Source organism: Mucilaginibacter lappiensis (genome assembly GCF_050433765.1).
Classification (GTDB): domain Bacteria; phylum Bacteroidota; class Bacteroidia; order Sphingobacteriales; family Sphingobacteriaceae; genus Mucilaginibacter; species Mucilaginibacter lappiensis_A.
In genome coordinates this window covers 1-25,835 of the sequence record NZ_JBNPWP010000013.1, presented here as the reverse complement: position 1 = coordinate 25,835, position 25,835 = coordinate 1, and the positions used below count along the sequence as shown (strand labels likewise).

Here is a 25,835-nt window from a genome sequence, read left to right as displayed (position 1 = left end):
ATTAAAGCGTTTATATCTTTAAAATTAGCCCTAAACCAAAGCTGTTAAAACTTTTAACATCAGCTTGTTGTTCTGTTAATAATTATAAAATAAATGAACAGATTACTTAGTGCCAAATATTTTCAGGTAACTCAAAGGGTATGGGGAACCAGGCTGCTATTTGTAAATGTATACATGATAGCCAATCGCCCCGGTTCAACAAAAGGTTGGGTATTGGTTGATACCGGATTAAAGGGCTCGGCAGATAAAATTATTGCTATGGCCGAAGCCCTCTTTGGCCCTGGTACTAAACCAGGTGCAATTGTACTTACACATGGCCATGCAGACCATGCCGGCAGCCTTCGTGAACTTTTAAAACACTGGAATGTGCCGGTGTATGCCCATGCACTTGAACTGCCTTACTTAACCGGGAAATCATCCTATCCGCCTATCGATCCGTTTGTGGGTGGGGGCTTAATGAGCTTGTTATCTGCGTTCTTTCCGATTAAGCCAATCCATATTCGCCATAAAATTAATACTATAGATGTGGATGAAGGGATACCTTACCTGCCAGAATGGAAAGTGATTGAAACGCCCGGACACTCGCCCGGACATATATCTTTATTTATGTCAGCTAATTCCGTCTTGCTGGCAGGCGACGCACTGGCCACAACCCGCACAGAATCGGCACTTTATGAGCTTAATTATATCAAAAAACTAACCGGGCCCCCTCAATATTTCACCGTGAATTGGTTGGCTGCTGCGATATCTTTACGGAAAATAGCAGAACTTAATCCCCGTACTATAGCACCTGGGCACGGGCCGGTTATGCGCGGCCGTGAATTGCAGGATGATCTGCAGGAACTTGCAGCTAATTTTGAAGCGGTAGCCGTACCCGCAAGCGGACGATATGTGGAACATCCCGCTATTGCAGACGAAACAGGAGTAACCTATGTGCCGCCGTTTGTGAGCAATGTTAGGTTTAAGGTGATTGTTGCCTTTGCCGCAGCATTTGCAGGGTTTATAATAATGCGACAATTGCAAAGGTAAGGCGGAAAAGACTAATGAGTTTGTGAGCACCACAAAGTTGTTTTTTTCACTATTGATCTGTGGTAAAACTCTACCTTTACAGAGTGGAAAACATGCAGCCTGATCCGAAGATACTTGTGGATATTGTACAAACGAGAATGCCGTATGGTAAATATAAAGGCACTATTATAGCCGATTTGCCTGTATATTATTTGGAGTGGATGTCGGGTAAGGGATTTACAAAGGATAAAATGGGAATGCTGTTATCAACTACGTTCGAGATCAAAACAAATGGATTGGGCGAAATACTTTTTATGGTTAAAAAGTCCCTTAAACAGGATGGCGGTTTTTAATTTGCATAAAACAGTTCAAGATTACTTTGTTGTGACCAACCGACTGAAAGGTTTACAACGTATATCCGTCTAAATACATAAATCATTATAATCATGAAAAAGTTGATCTTATATATCGCAGGCATTTTTTTATTTGTAGGCTGCGCTAATGGACAGTCGTCTGATAAGTTTCCCTCATTGCCAAACCCAAAGACGGGCGAAGCCGTGGCTACCTTTGGAGGTGGCTGTTTCTGGAGCATGAGCGAGGCTATGTCTGAGCTTAAGGGTGTAAACAAAGTTGTTTCGGGATATGCGGGTGGTAATACCAAAAATCCAACCTATCAGGAGGTAAGTTCACAAAATACCAATCATGCCGAAACGGTACAGGTTTATTACGATCCTAAAGTGATCAGTTATGATAAACTGGCCGAAGGATTTTTCTTTGCGCATGATCCTACCACCTTAAACCGCCAGGGTCCCGATGAAGGTACCGATTATCGTTCCATAGCTTTTTATCGTACACCAGAAGAAAAAAATACTTTACTGGCCACTATTAAAAAAGTGAACGAATCGAAGCACTACAACAACCCAGTGGTAACCCAGGTTGTTCCGTTTGCTGCCTTTTATCCGGCAGAAACCTATCATCAGGGATACTACAGGACACATGATGACAATCCTTATATAGAAGGTGTATCGAAACCAAAAGTGTTGAAATTCAGGAAAGCTATGGCTGCCGATCTGAAACCGGAGTTTAAGAAGTAAAGAGCCCCCTCTAAATCTCCCCCTAAAGGGAGGAGACTTTTGAATGTCTTTTTAAATTGCGGAAAAACTTTTATCTAAAGCCCTCCCCTTTAGGGGAGGGTTGGGTGGGGCTTAAAGCTTATTAAACCAACCTTTTCTCCAGAATACCAATACCTGGACAATGGCTATTAAAAACATAAATATAAGCGCGTACACATAGCCATGGTTCCAGTATAATTCGGGCATGTTATCTTTAATAATGTGGCCTTTATCGTCCTGTCTCGAAAAATTCATTCCATATATACCGGCAATAAAGGTTAGGGGAATAAATATTACCGATATAATGGTGAGCACTTTCATGATTTCGTTCATACGGTTGCTCACCATCGATAAATACAGGTCAATAATGCTGGAGGTTACTTCCTTATAGTTCTCTATCAGATCCATGGCCTGTATACAATGATCGTAAGCATCGCGTAAAAACACCTTTACTTCGGCTGTTATCAGCGGACTTTCAGAACGGATCATATCATTGATCTTGTCGCGTTCGGGCCAGCTTGCCCTGCGTATGATGATCAGGGTGCGTTTAATTTGCTGGGAGTTAAACATGATGCTTTTATCCGCATCGCTGTATACCTTATCCTCAATGGTGTCCAGTTTGTCGCCAATCTGGGCCAGCAGTATAAAGTAGGTATCAATAATGGTATCAGTTAAGGCATAACACATATAGCCCGGGCCAGCAGTACGTATTGCACCTTTACCTGCCTTAAGCCGGGCTTTTACCGCTTCAAAATGCTCCTCATAATCTTCTTCAAAACTAATGATTATGTTATCCTTAATAATGGCCGAAAACTGGTTGTTCACCAGTTCATCCTCCTTGTTAAAATGAACTATGCGGCTGGTGCTAAAAGCATAATCATCATATTCATCAAACTTAGGGCGCTGATGGGTATTGGCAATATCCTCAAGCACCAGCGGATTTATGTTGAGATACGTTCCTATTTGCTCAATCAGTTCGGCATCGCCAAGACCATTGATCTTTATCCAGTGGGTCCATTTAACATGGCCATTACATTTCTTAAACTGGTCCAGTATGACTTTTATATTCTTTCCTTCCGATGTCAGCAGTTCATCCTTATGATAAGAAAATATGGCTATATGCGGTTTAACCGCATCTTCGGGAATTATTACCAGGCCTGGCCGGTCGCCAACATTACCCGTATGCCTGCGAACTTTATAACGTACGCGTTTAATCCTGTTGTCCATTTATAAATAATTAATACTTTGCGGGCCCTGGTTAAATAACAGATCAACAATGCTCAGATTTTTCAGGAATCCTTTACGCTCTTCAAAAACCTGAAAGTAGGGTTTTTGTTCCAGCTCAGCTTCTTTTTTGGGGGTGATGGAAGTTCTGAAGTCAGGAACGGAGGTGTACTCCGAATGGTACTCATGGGGGTATTTGATGTCGGTTTTGATCTTCAGGAGCTTGAACAGCAGTTGCAGCAGTTCTTCATTATAATCAAACAGATAAGGAATTTGCTTTTGCTTCTGATAAAACGCGGCAAAATCGTCTTCATAATATTCAAAAAAAGCCGACCGCCGATAGCAGGCCCCGAGGCTCCGCCAGTGCAGGGTCTGCCAGTCAAAATCGTAGCTTATTTTTACATCTTTAAATTTGGTGTGGTTTTTTGAACCTTTTACAACCGGTACCACCAACGTTAGTAAACCATCGGGCGAGTAAATATTGGCCCGGTTACGATAAGTTTGTTTAGGGAAATGTTCTTCTCTTTCTATCAGTATATCAGGTTTATAAGTATTTAATTTTACAAAATACTCTACCGGTGGAAGATAAAACATAGGGAATACAGCACCTTTTTCAATCATATATTTTATGTTTGTGTCCAAAATTGGTTAAAATAATGATAAAAAAAGGGTTTTTAAGGTTGGGTATATTTTTTTTATACCTTACATCGTTACTTCCCTTTTGGTTTTTATACCTGATAGCCGATGTTTTATTTGTCATTATCTATTATTTTATCCGTTATCGTCGTGACGTTGTGCAGCAAAACCTGGCCAATGCTTTCCCTGAAAAAACTAAGAAAGAACGCCATAATATTGAATTTAAATACTATCGCTACCTTGCTGATCTGATTGTGGAAACGGTAAAAATGATCACCGTATCTGAAAAGCAAATTCAACGCCGGGTAGTGGCAACCAACTCCGAACTGGTTCATGAGTACTTTGCCAAAGGGAAAAGCATTATTGCCGTAGCCGGTCATTACTGCAACTGGGAAATGGCGGCATTGAACTTTAACTTTGTTACTGATAAAAGATTCATGATAGTTTACAAACCACTATCAAATGCCACATTTAACGATTTTTTTGTTAAGATACGTTCGCGTTTTGGAGGACAGCCCGTTGCTATGAGGCAAACTATGCGTAAAATGGTTGAATATAAGAATGAATTAACGGTGAGTGTGCTGGTTGGTGATCAAACCCCGGTGATGCACGAAGTAAATTACTTTACCAATTTTTTAAATCAACCAACTGCCGTATTTTTGGGCATCGAAAAAATATCAAAAGCAATTGATGCTGCTGTAGTGTTTTACGATATGAAACGCGTTAAAAGAGGTTATTATACATACACTTTGGTTCCCTTAACAGAAAATGCTAAACAAACTGCCGAACATGAAATCACGGACGCGCATGTGCAGTATTTAGACGGAATGATCAGAAGGGAACCGCAATATTGGCTATGGTCTCACCGGAGATGGAAGTTTAGGCCGGAGGACACACATAAATGATCAATACACCTAAAGTTGCTGTAGTTATATTAAACTGGAACGGCGTTAAATACCTTAAACAATTTTTACCCACTGTTTTAGCCTCAACCTGGCCCGGGCTGGAGGTTGTAGTGGGCGATAATGCTTCCTCAGATGATTCTCTGGCATTTATAAAAGAAACCCACCCAAACATACGAATCATACAAAATGATCAAAACTACGGCTTTACAGGTGGCTATAACCGGGTATTGAGCCAGGTAGATGCCGACTATTATATATTGCTGAACTCTGATGTGGAAGTAATGCCCGGCTGGATTGAGCCTGTGATCAGTTTAATGGAAAGTGATCCTTTAATTGCTGCCGCGGCACCCAAAATATTATCATTTGCCCAAAAAGACCAGTTTGAACATGCCGGGGCCGCCGGTGGTTTTATAGATACCTTTGGTTACCCGTTTTGTCGCGGCCGGATGTTTTATGAAGTAGAGCACGACCTGGGGCAGTATGAGCAATCAGACGAAGTGTTTTGGGCCTCAGGTGCTTCCTTGTTCATTAAAAAGAAGTGTTGGGATGAAGTAGGCGGCTTTGACGAATACTTTTTTGCCCACATGGAAGAGATTGACCTTTGCTGGCGCCTCAAAAATATGGGCTACAAGGTAATGTATTGTGCACAATCGGCCATATATCATGTTGGGGGTGGTACGCTCAATGCCGAAAACCCGTTTAAAACCTATCTTAATTTCAGGAACAACCTGTTGTTGTTAAAAAAGAACCTTCCGTTTTGGAGAGCCTTATTTGTGATACCCCTGCGTTTTTGTATGGATCTGCTTGCCATAGCAAGATTTTTGGCCGAAGGCAAACGCAAAGATGCCTGGGCGGTAAGCCGCGCGCATCAGAATTTTGTGCTTCATCTTTTTGGCATACGGGTTTCGGGATATGGGGTTAAGGATTTAGAAAACGGAAAAAATAGCTTATCCCCTAAAACGCATCATTCAAAACGCACAATTCACAACTTAAAGGGTATGTACAAGGGTAGTATAGTATGGAGCTTTTTTGTTAAAAAGAAGACCAGGTTTACTGATCTTGATCCGGTTGATTTGCTTTAACGTCATCCACGTCCTGATTTTTTACCTTTTTCGTTTCCTTAACTTTAGCCTTAACCGGGTCACTTATTGCAATGCTATCCTTTGGTAGCAATAGATGTACATCCTGCTGAGGGAAAGGTATCTCAATACCTTCTTTGTTAAACGTGTCATAAATATCGGTCAGCACACTGCTTTTAAGCCCTAACCAGGTATTGATATCGGCTGCCCAAAAAAGCACCCTGAAATCTACAGTGCTTTCACTCAGGTTATGCAGTAACACTGACGGTTCGGGTGTCGGCATAATATCGTTATGAGCACTTAATACACCGTTTAACAAGCCTTTAACTTTTTCGATATTGGTGCCGTAGGCTACACCCACAATAAGCTCAACACGGCGGTTATTGTTACTTAAGGTCCAGTTAATTACATGGTGCGATATCAGATCGCCGTTCGGGATGATCACCTCAGCGCCATCGCTGGTAGCGATTTTACTCGCTCGTATGCCGATATCAAGTATAGTGCCGGAACGGTTATCTACCTCAATAATATCGCCCACCTGTATCGGTTTTTCAAAGGCCAGTATCAGTCCCGAAACCAGGTTGTTCACAATGTTTTGTAAACCAAATCCTATACCTATACCAAATGCGCTTATGATGATGGTTATTTTATCAATAGGCACCCCTGATGCCGCAACCGCCAGGAAAAAGCCTACTGCAATAACACCGATACGGATCAACAGGGTGGAGGTACGGTTTTTCTTTTTAAGCACATCCATATCATGGGCGTGCTTGGCAGATACATCATACAGGTAACTGATGATCTTGGAGAAAATGGACGACAGCCAGATCACGGCAATAAATATGATCACACTTTGAAAGGTGAACTGTGTATTGGTGCCGCCAATGCTGCGGTTGGCTGTTAAAAAGTCTTCAATGTGGGTAAACACAGCGTCCTCAATACTCAAATTTTGGGTGAGCATAACCAACCACAATAAACTGGTTAGTACAGTAAGTACGCTTCTGAACTTGTTTTTAAGTAATTGAAAATCAATATAAGAAGTAAGGTTGTTGCTGTTTTTACTGGCTTCCAGCTGTAAAAACAGGGCCTCCATGATCATCTGCACTATGTAGTACATGGCCATGGCCAGCCATAAGTTATGTACGGCGGTTACACCAATTATTTTGGCCAGGCTAAAACGGCCAAAAACATTGCATATAAATGAAGCGGCCTGAAGCACAATAAAAAACTTCAATACAACACCTGTATAAGGTAAAAAATCATCTGGCGATTTACGTACAACAGGTAAAAGCCTGATGCTGATAATAGCCGAAGCCAGCCCAAGAACAAGTACAATAACCCTGTCAGCATTGGTTACCTGTATAAATAAATTACTTAAACAGTAAATATTGGTAATAACAAATAACTGAACCAGGTAAGTGAACAAGGATTTGGTACAGGTTTTTTTTGCCAGGTAAAGCATGGCTGTGATCAGGATAACAAAAAAGGTTTCCAGTACCACTACCGGCGGGTGATCATAAAAATTAGGGATCAGCGTAAAAGCAATAATGATTGAGGAAGTTATTGGATAATTAATTACATACTTAGCCTGGCTAAACACATTATCTGAAGCATCATTGGTTTTAAGTATTTTCTTTCGGCTTGTATACACCCATGCCAAAAAGCCCAATAAAACCAATAACCCCGAAAGGTGTATCAATATATCGCGCCCAATAAAAAAGCTAAAAAGCTTGGAGTTCATGGCGGCGGTTTTTGACAGGGCTTCTTTGAAATCACTCCCTTCATCGGCTTTCATAGCCCAAATGTTGCTGTACTCGGCGGATAATGCCCTGATGCTAAAGTCTCTTATTTTAAGGTCTATCTGGTCCTTCAGGTCAAGTATGGATATGTATACAGACGAAGTACGGTTTTGCAGCAAACCTATCTTCACCATTAATTTTTTATTAACGGTATCAAGCCGGTGGTATTTGCTGTCGATAGCTATTTTTTGGATCAGAAAAGTGGTAGCCAGCGAGCTGTCGGCCGGGAGGATCTTTAAAACGCTATCTTGTGATATGGCATTAAGATCGGTTTGGTTTTGAACCAATTTGGAGTTGATATCAGCCAGCTGTTCCTGCCAAAGGTCAAGCTGGTCATCGCTGCGGGTTAAAACATCGCGTATGGCGTACAAATAACGCAATGTGCTCGATTTGTCATTATCAATCAATGGTTTGATAAGGTTTACACGTCTTTCATATTGGGGTAATTGAGCGCTTATATCAACCGTATCAACATCTTTTGAAAGATTGGTTTTGATCTGATTAAAAGCAGAGGTATAATATTCAACCTTTTGCAGCAGGTTATTTGTTGATGTATCTGATCTTTTGAGCGATCGCATCATCGAGTCGCGCGATAGGATGGCTGCCCGAAGCGAATCCCTTACAGAGCGGGGTTTTTTCTTCTTTGTTTGGGCCAGTGCATCCGCGCATGAAAAAAGCGTGATAAACAGTAAACAATATGTTGTAACCTTTAATAATTTATGCATCTGGATAACCTCTTGTATCTTGATTCTTATCTCTATTTATGCTTACCCGTTCAACAGGTTTTCGATAGCCAAACGGTAGGAGTCCATGCCGAAACCCGCTATTACACCTTTACAATTTGCCGCCAGCATTGATGTATGCCTAAATTCTTCGCGCTTATGAACGTTTGATATGTGTACCTCAATAACCGGTGTATTTATGGCGGCAATAGCATCGGCAATGGCAATGGAAGTATGGGTGTAAGCACCTGCATTCATCACAATTCCATCGTAACTAAAACCAATTTCATGCAGTTTGTTTATAATTTCGCCTTCAACATTACTTTGGTAATAATTAATAGTGATGTTTGCATAACGCTTGCGCAGTTCTTCCAGGTATGTATCAAAGTTGGTATTGCCATAAATTGATTTTTCGCGTACGCCAAGCAGGTTTAAATTAGGGCCGTTTATAATTTGTATATTCATTAGTTCAAACTTAACTATAAATCATTAAAACTAAAATCAATTGGAGTGGCGTTCGGCAATAAAAGGTTTTCAAGCCTATTTGAAGTTAGAGAAATCGCTGGCCGATAATTCTATTGAAGCTTATGGCAGGGATATAGAAAAATTATATCAATTTTCTGATTTACAAATAGTTAAACTAAAACCAGAAACAATTACTTTAGGTAACTTGCGCGAGTTTATTAACTGGGCAATTAACCTTGGTATGATCCCGTCATCACAGGCCAGGGTATTATCGGGCATTAAAGCTTTTTATAAATACCTGTTGATGGAAGATCTTATCAAGATCGATCCTTCGGAATTACTGGAGTCGCCCAAGATACAACGCAAACTACCTGACACACTGAGTTATCAGGATATTAACAAACTGATAGCCGCCATTGACGTATCTAAACCCGAGGGGGCACGTAACAAAGCCATACTCGAAACATTGTACGGCAGCGGCTTGCGGGTGTCTGAATTAACAGAGCTTAAACTATCAAACCTTTACCTGGATATTGAATTTATAAAAGTGACCGGCAAAGGGAATAAGGAGCGACTTGTACCCATTGGAGCCGAGGCTATCCGTGCACTGAAAATATGGATAGAAAATGTACGGGTACACATCGCCATAAAAAAAGGTGAGGAGGATATGGTTTTCCTGAACCGCCGGGGATCAAGATTAAGCCGGGTATATATATTCCTGATGATCAAAGAGCTGGTTGAACTTACCGGTTTAAAGAAAACCATAAGTCCGCATACGTTCAGGCATTCATTTGCCACTCATTTGGTAGAGGGGGGCGCCGACCTTAGGGCCGTGCAGGAAATGCTGGGCCATGAGAGCATTACCACCACCGAGATATACACCCACCTTGACAGGGAGTATCTGAAAAGCACCATCAGCCAGTTTCATCCCCGGAGTTAGTTGCTTTAATCTATACACATTGTGGTATTTAGCGGCAATTCCATAGCATTTCGGGTAGCCTTTGATAGATAATTGCTATTTAATTCCCCTTATTGTGGCGGGATTTACACAGGTTAGGTATAGAAATTAATTAACTCCACACTGTTCTGAGTATAAGAAGGTTTCGGCATTACGCTTGATAATATTAATTAAAAATTAATACATATGGCAGATTATTTAGGGGAATTAAATGAGCTAAAAGTTCTATTTAATGATTTAGGTAATTATTCGGCAACCAACGCCTATATGCTTCAAATACTTTTAGAGCGTTATGACGGTGTAGTTGAACAACTATTTAATATTAATAACAAAGTATTCAGATCATCGGTCGAAATCATTAGTGAAGTGGAAGTTGATCTTGGTTTTATGGCAAGTAATGAATTGCCATCATTTAAAAAGAAAATGCTTTTTGAAAAGAATAAATTTAAGTTAAAAGTAGCAGTCAATAATGATATAAGCAAGTACGGACATTATAAAATGATCGAACAAATTATTTATAACTAAGTAGAATGCGTCACTAAATTATAGCTTTAATCATTCTATCCCTGCCGCTCATATCTTTTCTCAGCTCCGCGTTTACAAAGCCTTTATCTTTTAATAGTTTAACTGTTTCCTGGCCATAAAGCTCGTTGATCTCAAAAAACAACAGGCCGTTTGGAGTAAGGTTTAATAGTGCAAAATCAGCGATGGCTTTGTAAAATATAAGCGGATCGTGCTCAGGAACAAACAAGGCCGTATGTGGCTCAAAATTGGTCACGTTGGTATGCATTTGTTTTTTATCGTCTAAAGTAACATAGGGGGGATTGCTGATTATGATTTCGGATTTCGGAAGTTTGATTTCGGAATTAATATTAAGGATATCTGCATGGATAAAATTAACCTCAACTTCGTTTAGCTCAGCATTTTCTTTTGCTGTTTGCAAAGCCCGCTCAGATATATCAATCGCCGAAACCTGTGCTTGCGGCAAATTCTTTTTTAAACTAATGGCAATACAACCGCTACCTGTACCAATGTCAAGGATGTTACCAGTAAACTGAGAACCGGCAACTGGCAACCGGGTACCCGCCACTGATAAAATCCACTCCACCAATTCCTCCGTTTCGGGGCGGGGGATCAGCACGGACGGATTTACCTTAAAGGGCAGACCATAAAAGTCAGTTATGCCTAAAATGTACTGAATGGGTTCGCCTGTTTGTAATTGGGTAAGGGTATTTTTTAGCTTTTGCGTTTGTTCATTACTCAGTTCCCTTTCAGGAAATGCTTTAATCGACGCTTTTGATAGTCCACTTATTTCACTGATGGCTAATAAGGTAATGGCCTGGATCTCCTTAGTTTCATAAACCTTGTTCAGCTGTTTGTAATCTTCAAAAACATCCTTAATAGTAATCATGCGACAAAGTAACATAAAAGCTACTTTTGCAGCATGGTTAAACATGAAAAATATATGCAGCGCTGCATTGAACTTGCCGAACTGGGCATGGGGCTGGTGAGCCCCAATCCCATGGTGGGTGCAGTTGTTGTTCATGATGGCAAAATAATAGGTGAAGGCTATCACCATAAATATGGCGAAGCACATGCCGAAGTGAATGCCATTGCACAGGTAACCAGTAAATTTGAAAACTCAGCCGAACTGTTAAAGCAAGCTGTAATTTACGTTTCATTAGAGCCATGCGCCCATTATGGTAAAACACCACCATGTGCCGATCTGATCATTAAACATCAGATCCCCTTAGTAGTAGTGGGCTGTCGCGATCCATTTGAACAGGTTGATGGCAAAGGGATTGAAAAGCTAAAGGCAGCAGGTATTGAAGTGATTACAGGAGTGTTGGAAAAGGAATGCCAATGGCTTAACCGTCGTTTTTTTACACGGGTACAAAAACACCGTCCATACATTATATTAAAATGGGCACAAACCAATGATGGTTTTTTTGCACCTGGTGATGGCAGCCAGCTATGGATAACCGGCCAGCAATCGCGTAAGCTGGTGCATAAATGGCGCAGCGAAGAGGATGCGGTATTAGTAGGTAAAAATACAGCTGCTGTAGATAACCCTCAGCTAAACGTGCGTTACTGGGAAGGCAGATCACCTAAACGAGTGGTGATTGACAGGCGGCTGGAATTAAATAAAAACTTAAATATATTTGATCAATCAACTGATACATTTGTATTTAACGAGGTTAAGTTTGATGCGGATGGCAGAAATAAATATATAGCCCTGGAAGACTTTGACCGATACGTGCCTCAGTATATTTTATATCAGTTATATCTGCAAGACATACAATCTGTTATTATTGAAGGGGGAGCACATACCCTGCAAACTTTTATTGAAGCCGGCTTATGGGATGAAGCCCGTATTTTTACCAGTAAAATTGTTTTAAAAAATGGTATAAAAGCACCACAAATAACAGGTATAATTGCTGACGAATTTCCATCAGGAGATGATGGTCTACAAATAATATATAACAAGCCAATTATATAATGCTATACGTTTTTTTAAGTATTTGCTGCAGTGTTGTAGTTTCTGTTTTGTTAAAGCTTGCCAAGCGTTACCAGATTGATGTTTTTCAAGCCATCACCTGGAACTATTCCATGGCTATATTGCTTACCTGGATATTTTTTAAACCGCAGCTTTCACACTTGCAGGGTGCGCCTATTTACAATTACCTGGGGCTTGGATTATTATTACCCCTGGTTTTTTGGTTTATTGCTTTCTCTATTAGGCTCACCGGTATTGTGCGTACCGATGTGGCGCAGCGTTTATCGTTATTTATCCCTGTAGTTGCCTCATTTGTGTTGTTTAGTGAAGCACTTACCAGTTTAAAAATTGTAGGCATAGCGCTTGGTTTTATCGCCATCATATGCTCCATTCCGTGGCAGCAAAAAAGCCATGGAAACAGAATAACCAAATTTTCATGGTTTTATTTGCTCGTGGTATTTGTTGGTATGGGTATTATTGATGTGTTATTTAAAGAGATAGCCCTGTTTAAAGGCTTGCCTTATACCACATCATTGTTTATTGTGTATATACTGGCTTTTGCTATAGCTATGGCCGGGTTACTTTACCAGGTTGCCACCAAAAAAACAAAATTCTCGTGGCCGCATATTTTTATTGGCTGGATATTGGGCGTGGCCAATTTTGGCAACATACTTTTTTACCTGAAAGCCCACCAGGCCCTGTCAAATAATCCTTCAACCGTTTTCTCGGCCATGAACATTGGCGTTATTGCCGTGGGTACACTGGTTGGTTTAGTCATTTTTAAAGAAAAACTTAGCTGGCTCAACAAAGCAGGTGTTGTTATAGCTGTTGTGGCTATCATAGTTATCTCCTATGCTAAATAGAATTTTTAATGCTCTTTGACGATACTTACAAAACCATAGAAAAACCAACCGAAAGTATATTCCGCGACCGCGGGAGCAAATTTCTGGGTTATGCTTATCCTATAAATTCCGAAAACGATATTAAAACCATAGTGGCTAAGCTAAAGGCCGAACATCCTAAGGCCAATCATCATTGCTGGGCCATGCGTTTAAGTATCGACAGATCGGTATTTAGGGTTAATGATGATGGGGAGCCATCGGGTACAGCTGGTCGCCCAATACTCAATACCTTGTTATCCCGCGATCTGACTAATATTCTGGTAGTTGTGGTGCGATATTTTGGTGGTACACTGTTAGGGGTACCGGGTTTAATTAACGCATATAAAGTCGCAACGGACGAGGCGCTTAACCAGGCGGTCATTATCCATAAAACTGTTAATGATATTTATACCATTAAATTTGACTACCTGCAAATGAATGATGTAATGCGCATCATTAAAGATGATAACCTGACTATCATTCATCAACAGTTTGATAATGATTGCAGCATTCAGGTTTCTATCCGCAAAACACAGGTTGAGCAAACGCTAATGAAAGTAAGTAAACTAAGCGGAGTTATTGCTAAATATGACCACAGCCTGTAATAACCAGCCCCTGGGTCATGCCGAATTTATTTCGGCATCCCATATGTAAGGTAAAACACTTATATAGTCGACATATCCTGTGAGATGCCGAAACAAGTTCGGCATGACTTCCTATTCTATATTTTACACTTATTTTAATGCCTTTTTAATTCCCTACTTACTGCATAAAATAACTATTTTAGTCGCATATGCAATCATTTGAAATCGATAAAACCGATCTGCTCCGCATAAAAGCCGCCCTGGAAGGCGATGATGCTGAGTTAGAGAAAGTTCTGCAGGGATACCACGCCTCTGAGATTGCTATATTATTTGAAAAACTTCCGCAAGAAGCCAAAGAACGAATCATCAATATTCTGCCTACCGACGTTGCATCAGAAGTAATTTCGGAAATGGATGAAGAACATCACCCGGAAGAACTATTGGTGAACCTTCATCCCGAAAAAAGATCTGAGATAGTTGAGGAGCTGGATTATGATGACGCGACTGATATTATTTCGCAGTTGGATGAGCAACAGCAGCATGAAATACTAAAGGATATTGACCAGGAAGATGCCAGCAGCATCCGCGCTCTGTTAAACTATGATGAGGACACGGCCGGTGGTTTGATGAATTCTGAAATTATCAAGGTAAATATTAACCTTGATAAAAAGGGTGCATTAGACGAGATCATCCATCAATCTGAAGAGATGGAAGAGCTATATACCATTTATGTGGTTGATGATCATGACATCCTGAAAGGCATCCTATCCATAAAAACAATTATTAAGGCAAAAGCCGATGCTAAGGTAAGCGACCTGGTACAAACCAACTTTGTATATGTAAAAGCTGATGTTGACCAGGAGGAGGTTGCCCGTTTAATATCGCAATATAACCTTACCAGTATCCCCGTTGTTAATGACGACATGAAACTGCTGGGCCGTGTTACGGTTGATGATATCATCGACGTAATGGAAGAAGAGAACACCGAGGATATATTGAAGATTTCGGGTGTATCAGAGGATGAAGAATTGAGCGGTAACTGGCAGGATGCGGTAAAAAGCCGTTTACCCTGGCTGGTGATCAATTTAGGTACAGCATTTTTGGCAGCATCCATCATTCGTGATTTTGATTCTACCGTAGCCAAACTTTCTGTTATTTCGGCATACATGACCATTATTGCCGGGATGGGAGGTAACGCCGCTACGCAAGCGCTGGCTGTTACAGTAAGACGTATCTCGCTGAGCGACCTGAGCGATAAACAGGCCTACAATACGGTGCTGAAAGAGTTTTTGGTAGGCATGATAAATGGCGGAGCCAATGGCCTGATCGTTTTTTTAGTGGCTTATTTTTACGATGCTAATCCTTTGCTTGGTTTGGTGCTGTTTTTAGCTATGACGGGCAACCTGATCATCGCCGGCTTAACAGGCGCGTCTATTCCTCTGATATTAAAGAGGGTAGGGATCGACCCGGCGGTAGCATCATCCATCATTATCACCACATTTACTGATTGTATAGGTTTTTTATTACCGCTTTGGCTGGCTACAAAACTTTTATTACATCAGTAGGGAAAGTTTTGAGTGACCAGTTTTGAGTGTTGAGTGAATTGATCCATAAGTCTTTAAAATTACTAAGAACTCAAAACTCATTACTCACCACTTGCTATTCCAGCTTTTATTATAAATTTGAACCATCAAAATTAGAAACAGAATGACTGAGGTAAGATACAACTGGACGAAAGAAGAAATAGCTGAAATATATCATACTCCACTGCTTGACCTTGTTTACAAGGCCGCAACCATCCATCGTGAAAATAAGGATTATGCCGAGGTGCAGATTAGCTCGCTGATCTCGATAAAAACCGGTGGATGCCCCGAGGACTGCGCTTATTGTCCGCAGGCGGCACGTTACAATACCGGGGTTGATGTACATGCCATTATGCCAAAGGAAGAAGTTTTGGCTGTAGCCCAAAAAGCTAAAGATGGTGGTGCTTCAAGGTTGTGTATGGGCGCTGCCTGGCGCGAGGTGCGCGATAATAAAGATTTTGACAAGGTAATTGAGATGGTGAAAGCGGTTAACGGCCTTGATATGGAGGTTTGCTGTACACTGGGTATGCTTACCGAAAGCCAGGCGCAACGTTTAGCTGATGCAGGCTTGTATGCCTACAACCATAACCTGGATACCTCTAAGGAGGACTATAAGCGTATTATATCAACCCGTACCTATGATGATCGCCTGCAAACGCTGGAGCATGTACGCAAAGCAAAAATTACGGTGTGCAGCGGTGGTATCATCGGCTTAGGCGAAACCGTGGAAGACCGTGTATCCATGTTGCATACCCTGTCAAACCTGCCTAAGCATCCGGAATCTGTACCGATCAACGCGTTGGTGCCTGTTCAGGGAACCCCATTGGCTAACCAGCCACGGGTATCTGTTTGGGATATGGTACGCATGGTAGCAACTACCCGTATCATTATGCCTAAAACTGTGGTGCGTTTATCTGCAGGTCGTACCGAAATGAGTGTAGTTGAACAGGCATTTTGCTTTATGGCGGGTGCAAATTCTATTTTTGCGGGAGAAAAGCTTTTAACTACACCAAACCCGTCATTCGATACTGATATGGCTATGTTTGAATTGCTGGGTTTATCGCCGCGCAAGGCTTTCAAAAATGGTCGCCCTAATGAGGTTAAAGAAGTGGAAGTAGCAGGTTAAACCGGTATTCCAGGAAGAAGATATAAAACACAAAGAGGTGCATTTATGCGCCTCTTTGTGTTTTATATCTTAAACGTGTCATGCTGAACTTGATTCAGCATCTCTCTTGCAATGTATGCTATGCTGGCCACCTGTCCCATGGCATGCCGAAATAAATTCGGCATGACTAAATTATTATATAATTAATCCCGCATGTTTATAAATTGCAATGGCTGCCCAAAGTCTTCGCCACGGCATAAGCTGATCACCGATTGCAGGTCATCTATTTTTTTACCCTGAACACGTACCTGATCGTCCATAATGGAGGCCTGTACCTTTAAACCGCTGTCCTTTATTTTTTTAACTATTTTTTTGGCGGCTTCTTTATCAATGCCTTCCTTAACTTTTATCTCTTTACGTATCATATTGCCCGATGCGTATTGCTCTTTTCCAAAGTCTAAAGCCTTAGAGTCAAGATGCTGTTTTACCATACGACCGATGATAGAATCCTGAATTGCTTTTAAGCGCATATCATTTTCGGTAACAATAGTTATCTCGTTGGTTTTTTTATCAAGGTCAATCGTACTTTTCGAGTCGTTAAAATCGTAACGGTTCAATATTTCCTTTTTTGCAGTATTGATAGCGTTGTCAAGGGTCTGTCCGTCTATCTTGCTTACTATATCAAATGTTGGCATAAGTAATGGATTTATAAATGTTTACAAAACTAATGTATTGTAAACATTTATATAGTGTGTAAATTTAATTTGTTTACATGGCGTAATAAATAATAATGAATAAAAACCCTATAAATACCAATGAGTTAATATTAAGTTAACAAATAAATAAGCAGTTTTGTAAAAGTGGGCCCTGAGCGGGCAATTTATATGGATAAACAGGTTCCCTTAATAAACAGAGAGATAAGTTGGTTATATTTTAATGACAGAGTTTTACAGGAAGCTGCTGATCCAACTGTTCCACTAATTGAACGGGTTAAGTTTTTGGCTATATTTTCGTCCAATCTTGATGAGTTTTATCGTGTTAGGGTAGCAACGCTGAGCCGCCTGGCCAATTTGAATGAAAAATCAAAGGAGATACTGGGATACAATCCTAAAAGGATACTGAACCAAATAAAAAATATTGTAGTGAAGCAGGAGCGTAAGTTTAACAACCTGTATGAAAATATTATCGTAAAAGAGCTTGCCGAAGAGAAGATATTTTTGCTGAACGATAAGCAGCTTAACGTAACCCGTGGGGCGTTTGTTAAAAGCTATTTCAGGGAAAAACTGCTGGCTACCCTGGTGCCTATCATGCTTGATGACACCCTGCCTTTACCCGAACTGCGCGACAGGGCGATTTATTTTTTTGTAAAACTTACCAAAAACAAAAAATCAAGGTTCGCGCTCATTGAGTTTCCTGACAACCTGTCGAGGTTTGTGGTACTGCCCGAAACCAATAAACTGAAGTTCATTATCCTGCTGGATGATATTATCAGGTACAGTTTAGAGGATATATTTTTCATTTTTAACCATGACAATATCGAGGCTTATTCTTTACAGCTCACCCGCGATGCGGAGCTTGACCTGGATAAAGAAGTAAGCGATAAATTTATTGATTCACTGTCCAAAAGTTTGCAAAAGCGTAAAAAAGGTAAACCTATGCGTTTACTTTATGATACAGACATGCCTATGGATATGTTAAAATACCTGGTAAACAAAATGGGCCTGCATGGCGAAAGTCTTATACCGGGCAACAGGTATCATAATTTCAAAAATTTTATTTCATTCCCTAATGTTGGCAGGCCCGAGCTGGAGTATAATAAATACCCGCCCTTGCCGGTTGAGGACCTGTCGTTTGGTAAAAGTTTAATTGGGTTAATTGCTAAAAAAGATTACCTGGTGAGCGCACCATACCAATCATTTGATTATATCATTCACTTTTTACGCGAGGCTGCTATTGATCCAAAGGTTAAAGAGATCAGTATAGCTGTTTATCGGCTTGCCGAAAATTCAAGGGTAATACACGCGCTCATCAATGCTGCAAAAAACGGCAAAAAGGTACACTGCCTGGTTGAGCTCAGGGCCCGATTTGATGAGCAGAATAATATATTCTGGAGCAACAGGCTGGAGGAAGAAGGCGTAAATGTACTTTATGGTGTTGCCGGTTACAAGGTACACTCTAAAATATGCCTGGTTACCCGTATCGAAAAACGACAGCCTGTTCACTATGCTTGCTTATCAACCGGAAACTTCAACGAAAAGACCGCCACGATATATGCCGACCATACCCTGTTTACGGTTAATAAAAAGATCACCGATGACCTGGTTGTGGTTTTTAAAGCATTGTATAAAAATACCTTGCCTAAGGGCTTAAAGAATTTAATTGTTTCGCCAATTGATTCAAGACCGGCTATTTACAGGTTGATAGATAACGAAATAAAAAATGCAAAGGCTGGTAAACAGGCATACATGATCCTGAAAATGAATAGCCTTGCTGATGAAAGTCTGATCACTAAGCTATATCAGGCCAGTAATGCCGGTGTTAAAATAAAGATGATCATACGGGGTATGTGCTGCCTCATCCCCGGCGAAAAGGGTTATAGTGAAAATATAGAAGTAATAAGTATAGTTGATAAATACCTGGAGCATGCCAGGGTGCATATTTACTGTAATGACGGCCACGAATTATTGTATTTAACATCTGCCGATTTCATGACCCGTAATATCGATAACCGGATAGAGGTTGGCTTCCCGGTATATGATGAGGAATTGCATAAGGAAATTAAAGATATTATTAATATTCAGCTGCGCGATAACACCAAGGCCCGTGAAATAAACAGCAATAATACCAACAAATACCACAAAACAAATTCTGCCGAAGCTCATCGCGCACAAATAGAAATATATAATTACCTCAAATCTAAAAACACAAAAAATTGAGATACGCCGCTATAGATATAGGTTCAAATGCAGTAAGGCTGCTAATTGCCGACATTATTGAAAACAATGGTTCGGTTTCCTTTAAAAAGAATACACTGATAAGGGTTCCGTTACGATTGGGCGACGATGCATTTATACAGCAGCATATTTCTGAAAGAAAAGCTAATGATCTTGTAAAATCAATGCAGGCGTTTAGGAACCTGATGGATGTTTACAAGGTTACCGATTATCTGGCCTACGCCACGTCGGCCATGCGCGAGGCTAAAAATGGAGAAGACGTAGTGAAGTTGATAAAAGAAGAGGCCCGTATAGACCTGGAGATCATTCATGGTTCAAAAGAAGCTAAGGTTATTTATGCAAGCCATGCAGATCAAAATATAGATAAAAGTAAAAATTACCTGTACATTGACGTAGGCGGGGGTAGTACAGAGCTTTCACTTTTTTCGGCAGGCGAACTGATGGCGTCTAAATCATTCAACATAGGTACCATCAGGATACTGGATAATCAGGATACCGAGGAGACCTGGAATGAAATGAAGGATTTTATACGCGAGCATACCCGTGGGTTTAAACAATTGTCGGGCATTGGTACCGGTGGTAATATTAACAAGTTATACAAGCTGTCTGAAGAAGAAAACGAGGCCCCTATGGCCTTTGTCAAACTGAAGTCGCTATATTCCTATCTTACATCGTTCTCATTAAAGGACCGTATCAATGTGCTGGGCCTTAACCAGGACCGTGCCGATGTAATTATCCCGGCATGCGAAATATATCTTACGGTTATGAAAAATGCAGGTATTAAACATATATATGTTCCCAGAGTAGGTATGGTTGATGGTATTATTCAGTTACTTATCGAGAAAAATTCATAAAAAGATAACATAAAATTATTTTTACAAATTTGTTTAATAATTAGAAAACTGTTACTACATTTGTAATGCCCTCTCAAGGGCATGTTTTTCATAGGTAGATGTAGGGTCGGGTACAAGTTATTCGACCCTTTTTTGTGCCCGTAACTTTTGCCTGTTTGGGTTGTTGGAGTAATCATGAAGAAGAAGATTGTAGTTGCTATTACGGGTGCCAGCGGCGCTATTTATGCCCATCTGTTATTAAAAAAATTAGATCAGCTAAAAGATCAGATAGCCGAGGTAGCCATCGTAATGTCTGACAATGCAAAGGATGTGTGGCGCTTTGAGCTTGACAACGAGGATTTTGATCTTCACGACCATAAATTTTATGCCAAAAATGATTTCATGGCGCCGTTTGCATCCGGCTCGGCCAGGTTTGATACTATGGTAATCGTGCCATGCTCCATGGGCACGCTGGGCCGTATAGCCGGCGGCATATCTGATGATTTGATAAGCCGTGCTGCAGATGTGATATTAAAAGAACGCCGCAAACTGATACTGGTTGCCCGGGATACACCTTTAAACCTCATCCATATCCGCAATATGGAAACAGTTACCGAAGCCGGTGGCATTATCTGCCCTGCCATACCCTCATATTACAGTAAGCCCAAAACCATCGAAGAACTGGCCATGACCGTAGTGAACCGTGTTATTGACCTGATAGGGTTGGAGCACGAAAGCTACCGCTGGAGCGAGGATAATTAGTGGATTAGTGATTTATTGAAATTGATAATTCCGAAATCGAACATCCAAAATCCGAAATTAAAATTAATTTAATAATTCCTTATCTTTGCGGCCTTAAAGATGAATAAGAAAGTCGCTTTTTATACGCTGGGCTGCAAGCTCAACTATTCGGAAACCTCGTCTATTGGTCGCCTGTTTAACCAGGCAGGCTATGATACGGTTGAGTTTACGAATACGCCTGATGTGTTTGTAATCAACACCTGCTCGGTTACCGAAAATGCGGATAAAAAGTGTAAAAAGATTGTTAAGGAAGCGCTTAAAATTTCGCCTAACGCTTATGTAACCTTAGTAGGTTGTTATGCGCAGCTAAAGCCCCAGGAAATAGCCGAAATACCTGGCGTTGATATGGTATTGGGCGCTGCCGAAAAATTCCAGATCATTGATCATATCACTGACCTTACTAAAAAGCCTAAAGCTGTAATTTATAACCAACCGGTATCTGAGGCTAACCAGTTTGTACCCGCTTATTCATTTGGCGATCGTACCCGTACCTTTTTAAAAGTTCAGGATGGTTGTGATTATTCCTGTACCTTTTGCACCATACCCCTGGCCCGTGGCAGCAGCCGCAGCGATACCATTGAAAATGTTGTAGAGCAGGCAAAGCAAATTGCGGCATCGGGTGTAAAAGAAATTGTTTTAACGGGGGTTAACCTTGGCGACTTTGGCATCAGGAACGGCCAGCGTGAAGATAAATTCTTTGATCTGGTAAAAGCTTTGGATGAAGTAGAAGGTATTGACCGCTTCAGGATCTCATCTATAGAACCTAACCTGCTTACCGACGAGATTATTGCCTTTGTTGCCGGCTCAAAACGTTTTGTACCGCATTTTCATATTCCATTGCAATCTGGCTCTGATAAGATACTGGGCTTAATGCGCCGCCGCTATAAACGTGATTTGTATGTGAACCGTGTAGCTAAAATAAAAGAGCTGATGCCCAATTGCTGCATAGGTGTTGATGTGATAGTGGGTTTCCCCGGCGAAACAAGAGAAGATTTTATTGACACCTATAATTTTTTAAACGACCTGAACGTTTCATACCTGCATGTGTTTACCTACTCTGAACGTGAAAATACACTGGCCAGCCAAATGAGCGGAGCGGTACCAGGTTCGGCCCGTGGCGAACGGAGTAAAATGTTGCACATACTGTCAGACAAAAAGCGCAGGGCGTTTTATGAAAGCCAGCTTCATAAAACCGAAGTGGTTTTGTTTGAAGGTGATATTAAAGATGGCTTTATGCATGGCTTTACACGCAATTACGTAAAGGTAAAAACCAAGTACGACCCTGTGCTGATCAATGAATTAAAAACGGTTTACTTAACAAATATTTCACCTGACGGTGATGTCGAAATAACAGAAGGCGAAGAAATATTAGTTCATTAAAACACTATATTCGCTTCAAACTATAACCTATGTTTCCAACCATTACATCGCTCCTTCAATATCTTTTTGGTATAAACATCCCTTTGCCCGTACAAACATTTGGTTTTTTTGTGGCTATTGCCTTTATGGGCGCGTATTGGGCTTTTGCTCAGGAATTTAAAAGGAAAGAGAAGCTTGGGATAATACACTCCTTTAAAAAAAAGGTAACTATTGGTAAACCCGCATCTGTTAACGAATTAGCAGGTAATGGTATTTTCGGATTTATTTTATTCTATAAAGTTGTTGATTGTGCATTAAACTACCAGGCGCTGTTGGATAGCCCTCAAGATTTTCTTTTATCCACAAGGGGTAATTTAATAGGTGGTATTATTGGAGCTGCTGTTTTTGCTTACTGGGCTTATCGTGAAAGCGAAAAGCAAAAATTAGCCCAACCGGTAATTAAAGACATAACAGTGCATCCGCATGAGTTAATGGGCAACATTTTGCTATGGGCCGCCGTATTTGGTTTTGCAGGAGCCAAGCTGTTTAATGCCCTTGAAAACTGGGGCGATTTTATGAAGGATCCGGTTGGGATGTTAATTGGTTTTAGTGGTCTTACTTTTTACGGAGGTTTAATATGCGGTGGTGCCGCGGTGCTTTATGTAGCCAATAAACATGGTATTAAGCCACTAAATATGCTTGATATTGGCGGCCCGGGTGTAATGCTGGCTTATGCTTTAGGTCGCATAGGTTGCCAGATGTCGGGAGATGGGGATTGGGGTGTTGTTAACACTGCGCCAAAACCAGGCTGGTTAAGCTGGGCACCTGATTGGGTGTGGGCCTTTAAATTTCCGCATAATGTAAATGATGAAGGAGTTGCCATTCCGGGTTGCGTAGGTAAGTTTTGTCATGAGCTGGCATATCCGGTTTTCCCTACATCATTTTATGAATGCATAATTTGTTTATTACTGTTTTGGTTTTTGTGGAGTATCCGCGATCGTATAAAGGCTGCCGGTGTAATGTTTGGTATTTATATGATATTAGCCGGTATTGAACGCTTTTTTATTGAACTGATACGTGTAAATACAAAATACCATGTTGCAGGCATAAGCTTTACCCAGGCCGAATTTATTTCGCTGTTGATGGTTGTTGGCGGAATTGTTTTAATTGTTACAGGACTTAACAGAGACAAAAAAACGGCAACGGTACATGGCTAATACTATTAAGCAGTCATATAAAATATTTGAAAATCAGGTATTCAGGTTTGTAATTTCTGCAGGTGCAGGTTTTTTAGTTGATGTATCGGCCTTTTATCTGTTTTATCATAATTTGCTTACACGGCATACTTATCAGATATTTTCAATTACTGTTCGTAACTCAACATTGTCATTAGCCATATCGTTCTGTATGGGTGTGATTGTGAATTTTCTAATCACCCGTTATATGGTATTCACCGAATCAAAACTATCATTTTATAAGCAGTTTATACGTTTTGCATCAGTGGCCGGTATTGGTTTTTTTGCAAATTTAACTGTGATAAAAATATTGATACAGGTTTTTGGTATGTACCCTCCTGTGGCAAGGATAGGGGCCGCGTTAAGTTTGTTTTTTGCGAGTTATTTTATACATAAGGTATTTTCATTCAGTTTATCATTACGGCATCATGGAACTCATAAAAATAACAAACCAGGTAACTGAGGTATCAAAACAAGCAGGAGATTTCATCAGGCAGGAACGAAAAACGTTTGATCCTGATAAAATTGAATACAAGGGGTTGAACGACCTGGTATCATACGTTGATAAAACAGCCGAAAAAATAATTGTTGAAGGCCTGCGGAAAATATTACCTGAAGCCGGTTTTATTACCGAAGAAAAAACCACTACTACATTAGGAGAACGCTATAACTGGATCATTGATCCGCTTGATGGCACTACCAATTTTATACATGGTTTGCCGGCGTTTTCGGTAAGTATAGCGCTTAAAGAGTATGATGAATTGGTTTTAGGCGTGGTGTATGAAATTAACCAGGATGAGTGTTTTTATGCCTGGAAAGATGCGCCTGCTTATCTTAACAATTCAGAGATCAAGGTTAGTAATAATAAAAAGGTTGCAGATAGCTTGCTGGCTACCGGTTTTCCGTATTATGATTTTGGTAAACAAGCGGCTTATATTGAATTATTTGCCGACCTGATGAAAAATTGCCACGGTTTGCGCAGAATAGGTTCAGCTGCGGTAGATCTGGCTTATACCGCTTGTGGCAGGTTTGAGGCTTTTTACGAATATAACCTGAATGCCTGGGATGTAGCCGCCGGTATAGTCATAGTAAAACAGGCGGGAGGACAGGTAGTTAATTTTAAAGGGGGTGAGGAAGTGCTTGAGACAAGGGAGCTATTGGCAACCAATGGCAAGATCACTGACGAACTGTTACAAACCATTCAAAAGTATTTCAAATAGAGTTACACTAATTTCACGAATTTATAAAACACGAATGCCACAAATTTATTGAATTGTATACTGATTAGTATTCATTCGAATAAATTCGTGGCATTCGTGAAAAAAATCTTATACAGCCTCAGATACCACTTCGGTAACTTCGGGTACCATACGTTTAAGCAGGTTTTCGATACCGGCTTTAAGTGTAATGGTTGATGAAGGGCATCCGCTGCATGAACCACGCAGTTCAACGGTAACTACACCTTCGTTAAATGAACGGTATGAAATTGCACCGCCATCCTGCTCAACAGCCGGGCGAACGTAATCATGTAATATCTGTTGTATTTTAACTTCGGTTTCTGAGCCTTCAAAGTTTGCTTCTTCGGCTTGGTCTTCTAATTGTATTTTCAATTCAGATTCAACCGCGCCTTTAACAAACTCCTTCATGATGGGTTCAACATCTGCCCATTCGCTGCCATCAGTTTTGGTGATGGTAACAAAGTTACTGGCAAAGAAAACACCATTTACAAATGAGAATTTATATAGCTCTTTGGCGAAAGGTGATTTTTCGGCACTTTCCTTTGTAGCGTAATCGGCACTGCCATTAATTAGCAACTTGTTCACTATGAACTTCATAGTTGCCGGATTAGGCGTTAATTCTGTATATACGTTGATATTCATCCTGATCTTTTATTAAAACTTGAAGTAACAAATTTAGGTAGCTTTTTCCTTTAAAGTTAGCTATTAAATAGTTATGACATGCAGATGATAGATAGTTTATGCGAGCAAATGAAAAAACTTGTCATTGCTGTAAGGGTTTAGTAATTCGATGACAAGGTAGCAGGTTTATTTTGTGTTGTTTAAGGTGATCATATCAATAGGTCTTTTTCCACCAA

At 40.5% G+C, this 25,835-nt stretch carries 26 protein-coding genes; 19 read left to right on the top strand and 7 right to left on the bottom strand.

Translation table 11 applies throughout. The features are described 5' to 3' along the window. Positions 1 to 93 precede the first annotated feature (93 nt). The 3 genes from M2273_RS27710 (at position 94) to msrA (ending at position 2,102) form a co-directional block, all read left to right on the top strand. Positions 94 to 1,029: an MBL fold metallo-hydrolase gene (locus M2273_RS27710; RefSeq protein WP_429401099.1), complete on the top strand. Its 936-nt coding sequence runs from the start codon at positions 94 to 96 to the stop codon at positions 1,027 to 1,029. Positions 1,030 to 1,121: 92 nt separating this feature from the next. Next, positions 1,122 to 1,361 carry a DUF3820 family protein gene (locus M2273_RS27705; protein WP_429401397.1) on the top strand — a complete coding sequence of 80 codons (240 nt, stop codon included), beginning with the start codon at positions 1,122 to 1,124 and terminating at the stop codon, positions 1,359 to 1,361. Between the two features lie 93 nt (positions 1,362 to 1,454). Next, positions 1,455 to 2,102 (top strand): peptide-methionine (S)-S-oxide reductase MsrA, encoded by a 648-nt coding sequence (gene msrA / locus M2273_RS27700; protein ID WP_429401097.1) that lies wholly within the window; start codon positions 1,455 to 1,457, stop codon positions 2,100 to 2,102. A gap of 111 nt (positions 2,103 to 2,213) precedes the next feature. Here msrA and corA read toward each other — a convergent pair whose 3' ends face one another. Both corA and M2273_RS27690 read right to left on the bottom strand, forming a co-directional pair. Beyond that, positions 2,214 to 3,347, bottom strand: a complete 1,134-nt coding sequence (gene corA / locus M2273_RS27695) for a magnesium/cobalt transporter CorA (protein ID WP_429401095.1) — start codon at positions 3,345 to 3,347, stop codon at positions 2,214 to 2,216. Next, positions 3,348 to 3,965 (bottom strand): WbqC family protein, encoded by a 618-nt coding sequence (locus M2273_RS27690; RefSeq protein ID WP_429401093.1) that lies wholly within the window; start codon positions 3,963 to 3,965, stop codon positions 3,348 to 3,350. 35 nt (positions 3,966 to 4,000) lie between these two features. On the opposite strand from M2273_RS27690, the gene M2273_RS27685 reads away from it, so the two are divergent. Continuing rightward, positions 4,001 to 4,885, top strand: coding sequence for a lysophospholipid acyltransferase family protein (locus M2273_RS27685; protein ID WP_429401091.1), 885 nt, complete (start codon positions 4,001 to 4,003; stop codon positions 4,883 to 4,885). Beyond that, entirely contained in the window at positions 4,882 to 5,967 is a 1,086-nt protein-coding gene (locus M2273_RS27680; protein ID WP_429401089.1) for a glycosyltransferase family 2 protein, read from the top strand. Before M2273_RS27685 ends, M2273_RS27680 begins: the two co-directional genes overlap by 4 nt. Here the strand turns inward: M2273_RS27680 and M2273_RS27675 are convergent. Continuing rightward, positions 5,936 to 8,488, bottom strand: a complete 2,553-nt coding sequence (locus M2273_RS27675; protein WP_429401087.1) for a mechanosensitive ion channel family protein — start codon at positions 8,486 to 8,488, stop codon at positions 5,936 to 5,938. The two genes, M2273_RS27680 and M2273_RS27675, sit on opposite strands and share 32 nt — an antisense overlap. A 42-nt stretch (positions 8,489 to 8,530) precedes the next feature. Further along, positions 8,531 to 8,950: a type II 3-dehydroquinate dehydratase gene (aroQ, locus tag M2273_RS27670; RefSeq protein WP_429401085.1), complete on the bottom strand. Its 420-nt coding sequence runs from the start codon at positions 8,948 to 8,950 to the stop codon at positions 8,531 to 8,533. Between the two features lie 40 nt (positions 8,951 to 8,990). On the opposite strand from aroQ, the gene xerD reads away from it, so the two are divergent. Both xerD and M2273_RS27660 read left to right on the top strand, forming a co-directional pair. Then, positions 8,991 to 9,890, top strand: coding sequence for a site-specific tyrosine recombinase XerD (gene xerD, locus M2273_RS27665; RefSeq protein ID WP_429401083.1), 900 nt, complete (start codon positions 8,991 to 8,993; stop codon positions 9,888 to 9,890). 204 nt (positions 9,891 to 10,094) lie between these two features. After that, positions 10,095 to 10,433, top strand: coding sequence for a hypothetical protein (locus M2273_RS27660; protein WP_429401082.1), 339 nt, complete (start codon positions 10,095 to 10,097; stop codon positions 10,431 to 10,433). Positions 10,434 to 10,446: 13 nt separating this feature from the next. Here M2273_RS27660 and prmC read toward each other — a convergent pair whose 3' ends face one another. Continuing rightward, positions 10,447 to 11,319 carry a peptide chain release factor N(5)-glutamine methyltransferase gene (gene prmC, locus M2273_RS27655; protein ID WP_429401080.1) on the bottom strand — a complete coding sequence of 291 codons (873 nt, stop codon included), beginning with the start codon at positions 11,317 to 11,319 and terminating at the stop codon, positions 10,447 to 10,449. Between the two features lie 33 nt (positions 11,320 to 11,352). On the opposite strand from prmC, the gene ribD reads away from it, so the two are divergent. From ribD to bioB, 5 genes are all read left to right on the top strand, one after another. After that, a complete protein-coding gene (ribD, locus tag M2273_RS27650; RefSeq protein ID WP_429401078.1) occupies positions 11,353 to 12,408 on the top strand; it encodes a bifunctional diaminohydroxyphosphoribosylaminopyrimidine deaminase/5-amino-6-(5-phosphoribosylamino)uracil reductase RibD in 1,056 nt (351 codons plus the stop codon). Then, positions 12,408 to 13,268, top strand: coding sequence for an EamA/RhaT family transporter (locus tag M2273_RS27645; protein ID WP_429401076.1), 861 nt, complete (start codon positions 12,408 to 12,410; stop codon positions 13,266 to 13,268). Before ribD ends, M2273_RS27645 begins: the two co-directional genes overlap by 1 nt. 8 nt (positions 13,269 to 13,276) lie before the next feature. Beyond that, entirely contained in the window at positions 13,277 to 13,891 is a 615-nt protein-coding gene (locus M2273_RS27640; RefSeq protein WP_429401074.1) for an IMPACT family protein, read from the top strand. 188 nt (positions 13,892 to 14,079) lie between these two features. Continuing rightward, on the top strand, positions 14,080 to 15,435 hold the full coding sequence (gene mgtE / locus M2273_RS27635) for a magnesium transporter (RefSeq protein ID WP_429401072.1): 1,356 nt from the start codon (positions 14,080 to 14,082) through the stop codon (positions 15,433 to 15,435). A 142-nt stretch (positions 15,436 to 15,577) separates the two neighbouring features. Then, positions 15,578 to 16,579, top strand: a complete 1,002-nt coding sequence (gene bioB / locus M2273_RS27630; RefSeq protein WP_429401070.1) for a biotin synthase BioB — start codon at positions 15,578 to 15,580, stop codon at positions 16,577 to 16,579. Between the two features lie 182 nt (positions 16,580 to 16,761). Here the strand turns inward: bioB and M2273_RS27625 are convergent, their stop codons facing one another. Then, positions 16,762 to 17,253: a YajQ family cyclic di-GMP-binding protein gene (locus M2273_RS27625; RefSeq protein ID WP_429401068.1), complete on the bottom strand. Its 492-nt coding sequence runs from the start codon at positions 17,251 to 17,253 to the stop codon at positions 16,762 to 16,764. Between the two features lie 189 nt (positions 17,254 to 17,442). Between M2273_RS27625 and ppk1 the strand changes: the two genes are divergently transcribed. The 7 genes from ppk1 (at position 17,443) to M2273_RS27590 (ending at position 24,960) form a co-directional block, all read left to right on the top strand. Continuing rightward, a complete protein-coding gene (ppk1, locus tag M2273_RS27620; RefSeq protein ID WP_429401066.1) occupies positions 17,443 to 19,494 on the top strand; it encodes a polyphosphate kinase 1 in 2,052 nt (683 codons plus the stop codon). Then, positions 19,491 to 20,366 (top strand): exopolyphosphatase, encoded by an 876-nt coding sequence (locus M2273_RS27615; protein ID WP_429401064.1) that lies wholly within the window; start codon positions 19,491 to 19,493, stop codon positions 20,364 to 20,366. Before ppk1 ends, M2273_RS27615 begins: the two co-directional genes overlap by 4 nt. A 174-nt stretch (positions 20,367 to 20,540) precedes the next feature. Continuing rightward, positions 20,541 to 21,107 carry a UbiX family flavin prenyltransferase gene (locus M2273_RS27610; protein ID WP_429401062.1) on the top strand — a complete coding sequence of 189 codons (567 nt, stop codon included), beginning with the start codon at positions 20,541 to 20,543 and terminating at the stop codon, positions 21,105 to 21,107. A gap of 99 nt (positions 21,108 to 21,206) precedes the next feature. Then, positions 21,207 to 22,526: a tRNA (N(6)-L-threonylcarbamoyladenosine(37)-C(2))-methylthiotransferase MtaB gene (gene mtaB / locus M2273_RS27605; RefSeq protein ID WP_429401060.1), complete on the top strand. Its 1,320-nt coding sequence runs from the start codon at positions 21,207 to 21,209 to the stop codon at positions 22,524 to 22,526. 29 nt (positions 22,527 to 22,555) lie between these two features. Beyond that, positions 22,556 to 23,722 carry a prolipoprotein diacylglyceryl transferase gene (locus M2273_RS27600; RefSeq protein ID WP_429401058.1) on the top strand — a complete coding sequence of 389 codons (1,167 nt, stop codon included), beginning with the start codon at positions 22,556 to 22,558 and terminating at the stop codon, positions 23,720 to 23,722. Further along, entirely contained in the window at positions 23,715 to 24,203 is a 489-nt protein-coding gene (locus M2273_RS27595) for a GtrA family protein (RefSeq protein ID WP_429401057.1), read from the top strand. The genes M2273_RS27600 and M2273_RS27595 overlap by 8 nt, the downstream gene beginning before the upstream one ends. Continuing rightward, positions 24,169 to 24,960, top strand: a complete 792-nt coding sequence (locus M2273_RS27590; RefSeq protein WP_429401055.1) for an inositol monophosphatase family protein — start codon at positions 24,169 to 24,171, stop codon at positions 24,958 to 24,960. Before M2273_RS27595 ends, M2273_RS27590 begins: the two co-directional genes overlap by 35 nt. Positions 24,961 to 25,068: 108 nt before the next feature. On the opposite strand, the gene M2273_RS27585 is transcribed toward M2273_RS27590, so the two are convergent. After that, complete coding sequence (locus tag M2273_RS27585; protein ID WP_429401053.1) at positions 25,069 to 25,620, bottom strand: NifU family protein; 552 nt, start codon at positions 25,618 to 25,620, stop codon at positions 25,069 to 25,071. Positions 25,621 to 25,835: the final 215 nt, after the last annotated feature.